4 protein-coding genes are annotated in these 4,580 nt (G+C 69.0%); 1 reads left to right on the top strand and 3 read right to left on the bottom strand.

Going from position 1 to position 4,580, the window contains the following annotated elements:
• Positions 1 to 218: 218 nt before the first annotated feature.
• The 3 genes from AC1D1T_RS30180 to AC1D1T_RS30170 are packed head-to-tail and all read right to left on the bottom strand — an operon-like array spanning position 219 to position 3,942.
• Positions 219 to 1,010 carry a tetratricopeptide repeat protein gene (locus AC1D1T_RS30180; RefSeq protein WP_477828022.1) on the bottom strand — a complete coding sequence of 264 codons (792 nt, stop codon included), beginning with the start codon at positions 1,008 to 1,010 and terminating at the stop codon, positions 219 to 221.
• Complete coding sequence (locus tag AC1D1T_RS30175; RefSeq protein ID WP_477993126.1) at positions 1,007 to 2,053, bottom strand: polysaccharide deacetylase family protein; 1,047 nt, start codon at positions 2,051 to 2,053, stop codon at positions 1,007 to 1,009. Before AC1D1T_RS30175 ends, AC1D1T_RS30180 begins: the two co-directional genes overlap by 4 nt.
• Before the next feature lie 11 nt (positions 2,054 to 2,064).
• Positions 2,065 to 3,942 carry a protein kinase domain-containing protein gene (locus AC1D1T_RS30170; RefSeq protein WP_477993124.1) on the bottom strand — a complete coding sequence of 626 codons (1,878 nt, stop codon included), beginning with the start codon at positions 3,940 to 3,942 and terminating at the stop codon, positions 2,065 to 2,067.
• Between the two features lie 203 nt (positions 3,943 to 4,145).
• Between AC1D1T_RS30170 and AC1D1T_RS30165 the strand changes: the two genes are divergently transcribed.
• Positions 4,146 to 4,580, top strand: a 435-nt coding sequence (locus AC1D1T_RS30165) for an FHA domain-containing protein (protein WP_477993123.1), incomplete at its 3' end; no start/stop codon positions are given.

Here is a 4,580-nt window from a genome sequence, read left to right as displayed (position 1 = left end):
GCCCGCGTGCGCAGCACGCTTCGTGAACTGACTGTCGCCCACTGTTTGACCACAACGAACGAAGTGAGTGGCGGGAGTTTGGGCGACGGGCCATGAAACCAGTCAGCGCAGGGGAGTCAGCGCCCCGCCAGGGGCGGTGACCGCACCCGACGGCGCGCCACAGCCTCCCCACCCGCGCCTTTCCGCTCAACTCAACCGCACGAAAACGAGAAAGGCCCTCAGCCTGCAGGCAATTTCTTCAGCAGTGCCAAGGCAGCAGCATTCTTCGGCTCCAGCTTCAGGCAACGCTGAAGGGCATCACGCGCCGCCTTCGGATCGCTGGCTTGCAGAGCCTGCGCCTTCTTCAGCAGTGTGTCCGCCAGCGCCCGACGCACCGCGGCATCCCGCGGCGATGCATCAGCCCGCTTCTGCAGCATGCCGATCGCTTCGTCGAACTCGCCCTGCCCCGCCAGCATCGCCGCGTGCTCCAGCTCGATCGACTGCTCGCTCGGTGCGATCCGCGCGCCCGGCTTGCGCGTCAGCGTCAGCCGCGACGGCTGCCCCAGGTAATCGCGCTTGTTGCGCGCGCGCTCGATGCCACGCAACCCGTCCGCGGCCTCGGCCTGCTCCGGCTGCAAGGCCAGCACGCCCAGGTACGACTGCTCCGCCGCATCGAGATCGCCCTTCTTCAGCTCGGCCCGCGCGCGCTGCAGCCGCTCGGTCGCCAGCACATCGGCCCGGTGCCGCGCCTCGGCCAGGCGCTCTCGGTACTGCGCAGGCCGCAGCGTCGCGAGCACTTCCCAGGCCTGCACCGCCTCGCTCCACTTGCCCTGCCGCTCCGCGGACACCGCCAGCTCGCTCTGGCGCGCCTCGAACTCGGACACCGGGTCGTTGCGCGAATTGGCCCCCGCGCCGGTCGTGCCGGTCGGGTTGCCGGTCGGCACGCCGGCACAGGCGGCCAGCAGCAGCGTGACGGCCGCCAGCGTGATGAATCTGACCGCAGAGAAGCGAACCGCGAATGAGTGCGTCATGACGAGGGCGTGAAGCTGCGCAGGGTCTGCAACTTGGACTTGAAGGCCTCCAGGTCGTGGCTGCCGTAGATCATGGTCCGGCGCAACATCAGCGGCTGCGCCCAGGCCGGGTTGCCACCCGGCGTCACCGTGCCGGCCAACCGGTAGCGGTTGCGCGCCAGCGCCTCCAGCACCACCTCGTTGACATCGCCGAACGGGTAGGCATACGTCAGCACCTCGTTCGACAACCGCTTCTCGATCACGTCGCGCGGCACCTTCGCCTCGGCCTCCATCCGCTTCGCATAGGCGGCATCGTTTTCACCAGCGGCCCGCTCGATCAGGTTGGAATGGGTCTTCGAGTGCGACTGGATGTCGACCAGGCCCGAGGCCGTCATCTCCTGCATCTGCGGCCAGGTGAGCGCGTCGCCGGCACCGACGAAATCGGTGTACAGGAACACCGTGGCCGGGAAGCCGTGCTTCTTCAGCAGCGGGTAGGCATAGCGGTAGTACGACGCATAGCCGTCGTCGAAGGTCAGCACCACCGAGCGCTGCGGCAGCGGCTGCCGGCCCTCGAGAAAGCCGATCAGGTCCTTCAGGCGGATCACCTTGAAGTTGTTCGCCGCCAGCCAGTCGAGCTGCTGCTCGAAGCTCGACGACGACACCGTCATCTTGCCGCTGCCCTGCCCCACGCGGTGGTAGCACAGGATCGGGATCGTCTGGTACTGGCCGCTGCGCACGCCCATCGGGTTCAACGGCTTCAGCGGCACGATCACCGGCTGGCCGCTGCGCGCCTGCGGCGTGCCGGGGTTGGCCTCGGCCACCTCCCAGTCGCGCGACGCGCTGCCCAGAAAGCGCTGCGCGATCGACGCGTAGTTGTCGTCGCCCTGCGGCACGTAGACCAGCAGCCGGTCACTGCGGCCCAGCACGCCGTCGCGGGCGGCCAGGCCCGGCACGGCGGTGGCCGTCTCGCCCCCGCTGCGCGGCGGCGTCTGGCAACCCGCCAGCGCCAGCAGGCAGGCGACGCCCGCCGCCAGGGTCAGCGCGCGGCGCTGAAGTGCTTGCATCGACTGCTCCCTCAAGAAGGCTTCTTCGGATCCGCGGCGCCCGGCCGCCGCAGCGGCGCCATCGTGCTGGCAAAGCTGGCGGCCACGCGCTGCGTCTCGGCCGCGGTGTCCTGCGTCGGCACGTAGCGCTCCTGCAGGGCCTGCGCCATCGCGTCGAAACCCTTGTACAACTGGCCGAACTCGTCGGTGCGCTCCTCGCGGATGCGGTGCTCGAAGCGGCCCTGCGCAATCTCGCGCATCGAGTCGCCCACCAGCTTGATCGGCCGCGCAAACCAGTTCGCGACGAAGTACATCGCCACCGCCACCGCCAGCACCGTGACGATCACCAGCACGATCATCAGCGTCAGGCTCAGCCGCGCCACCTGCGCCAACGGCTTCTCCGGCACGCCCAGCGCCACCCGGCCGACCGCCTTGCCCTGGAAGGTCATCGGCGCCTCGAACACCAGCACATTGTCGTTGTCGTCGAGCACGCGCGTCACGCTGACGCCGCCGGCACGCGTGCCCAGCAGCTCGCCGCTGCGCGCCTTGTACGGCTGGCCCACGCTCGCCGCATCGCTCGACGCACGCACCACGCCGGCCCGGTCGACCACGCTGACGCTCGTGAAATCGCGCGTCTTCATGACCTCGCCCACCGACACCTCGACCGCCACCCATTCGTCGGCCAGCGCCGACACCGCGTTCTGCGCCGCGATGAAGCGGCTCAGCGACGCGCCGTAGTCGGTCACCTGGCCCATCATCGCGGCCGTCTGCTGCCGGTTGACGACCGTGCCGGTCACGGCCATCACCGCGAACACGATGGCACCCATCATCAGCGCCCACTTCAGGCGCAGCGGCAGGATGCGGGGCTTCTCCTTCTCGCGCGCTTCATCCTCGATGTCGCGCATCGCCTGGCTGATCGCGGCGGCCAGTTCCTGGCCGGTCTGGAAGCGGCGCTCCGGCTGCTTGGCCAGGCAGCGCTCGACGATGCGGCGCACGCCCTGCGGCAGGTCGGTGCGCAGCTTCTCGATCGGCGTCGGCTCCTCGGTGGCGATCTTCATCGCCAGCGCCACGATGCTGTCGCCCTGGAACGGCGCTGCGCCGCTCAGCATCTGGTACAGGATGATGCCGACCGAGAACAGGTCGGAGCGGCCGTCGACCTTCGAGCCCTTGGTCTGCTCGGGCGACATGTACTGGGGCGTTCCGAGCACGTCGCCGACACGCGTCTGGTGCGTCGACGACGCCCCCGTGGCCACGTGCGCGATGCCGAAGTCGGTGACCTTGACGGTGCTGCTGCCCTTCAGCACCATGATGTTCGACGGCTTGATGTCGCGGTGCACGATGCCCTTGCCGTGCGCATAGTCGAGCGCCTTGGCCAGCTGCAGGCCGATCACCAGCGTGTCGCGGATCGGCATCGGGCCGAGGCGAGACATCAGCTCGTTCATCGGCTCGCCCTCGATCAGCTCCATCGCCATGTACGGCCGGCCCTCGATCTCGCCCACGTCGTGCACGGTGACGATGTTCGGGTGCGACAACATGCCCGCGGCACGCGCTTCGCGCAGGAAGCGGGCGCGGTATTCCTCTTCCTCGCAGTAGGCGGCGTGCAGGAACTTGATCGCGATGGTGCGGTCGATGCCGGGGTCGTGCGCGCGGTAGACGCTCGCCATGCCGCCGCGGCCGATGCGCTCGGTGATCTGGTAGCGGCCGACCTGGCGCGGCGCCGCCGGGCTGGCGGCCGGCGCCGTGCGGCGCGCGGACTCACTTCCCGGCGCAGCGGCCGGCAGCGTGTCGGCCGACGCAACGGCCGCGGCCGCGTTCAGCGGGCTCGTCTTGACGCTGGCGCTGGAATGGGTGATGACGCGGGTGGTCTCGTCGTCTTCGAACGGGCGGTCGGGATAGTCGTCTTCAGGCATGGCACGGCACAGTGCCTGGGGGGACGCAAAGTCTCAATGAACGAAAGTCATCTGGCAATCCTTTTCAGCAATCGTTTCCCAGCCCTTTCACGACAGCCGCATGACTTTCGTTGATTGCCAATCCCGGGCGCCCGGCGGATAAACCGGCTTCAGGCGCGCCGGCTCCGCTCGGCGGGCGTGCCTGCCTCGCTGTCGGAGCCCTCATGATCCTGGTGATACGCGCCCATACCCTGAAGAACGAGACCCTGTCTCAGTCGATCACGGGCCACTTCGATGAACGCGGTGGCACGATCGGCCGTTCCGACACGAACACGCTCGCCCTGCCCGACCCGGAACGCCACATCTCGCGCCTGCAGGCCGAGGTCTGGTTCACCAACGGATCGTTCTCGATCCGCAACGTCGGCAGCGCCAACGCGATCGTCATCAACGGCCGGCCGATCAATGCCGGCGAAGGCACCACCCTCGGCCATGCCGACGAGCTGGTGATCGGCGGCTACGTGATGCGCGCGACGCTGGCCACGCCCGAATCCGCGCCGCGCACCGACGACCGGGTGCCGATCGATTCGCGCACGGTGATCAAGGCCTCGGCGGTCGAGTCGCGCACCAACCCGCGGCTGCAGCTGCAGCCGCCAGCCCCC

The organism is Rhizobacter sp. P2_H3 (assembly GCF_056403355.1).
This window is presented reverse-complemented; position numbering and strand designations above follow the sequence as displayed.

Excerpts from the sequence above, each read along its gene's own strand:
- AC1D1T_RS30180 (WP_477828022.1), bottom strand. The coding sequence starts at position 1,010 with ATGACGCACTCATTCGCGGTTCGCTTCTCTGCGGTCAGATTCATCACG.
- AC1D1T_RS30175 (WP_477993126.1), bottom strand. The coding sequence starts at position 2,053 with ATGCAAGCACTTCAGCGCCGCGCGCTGACCCTGGCGGCGGGCGTCGCC.
- AC1D1T_RS30170 (WP_477993124.1), bottom strand. The coding sequence starts at position 3,942 with ATGCCTGAAGACGACTATCCCGACCGCCCGTTCGAAGACGACGAGACC.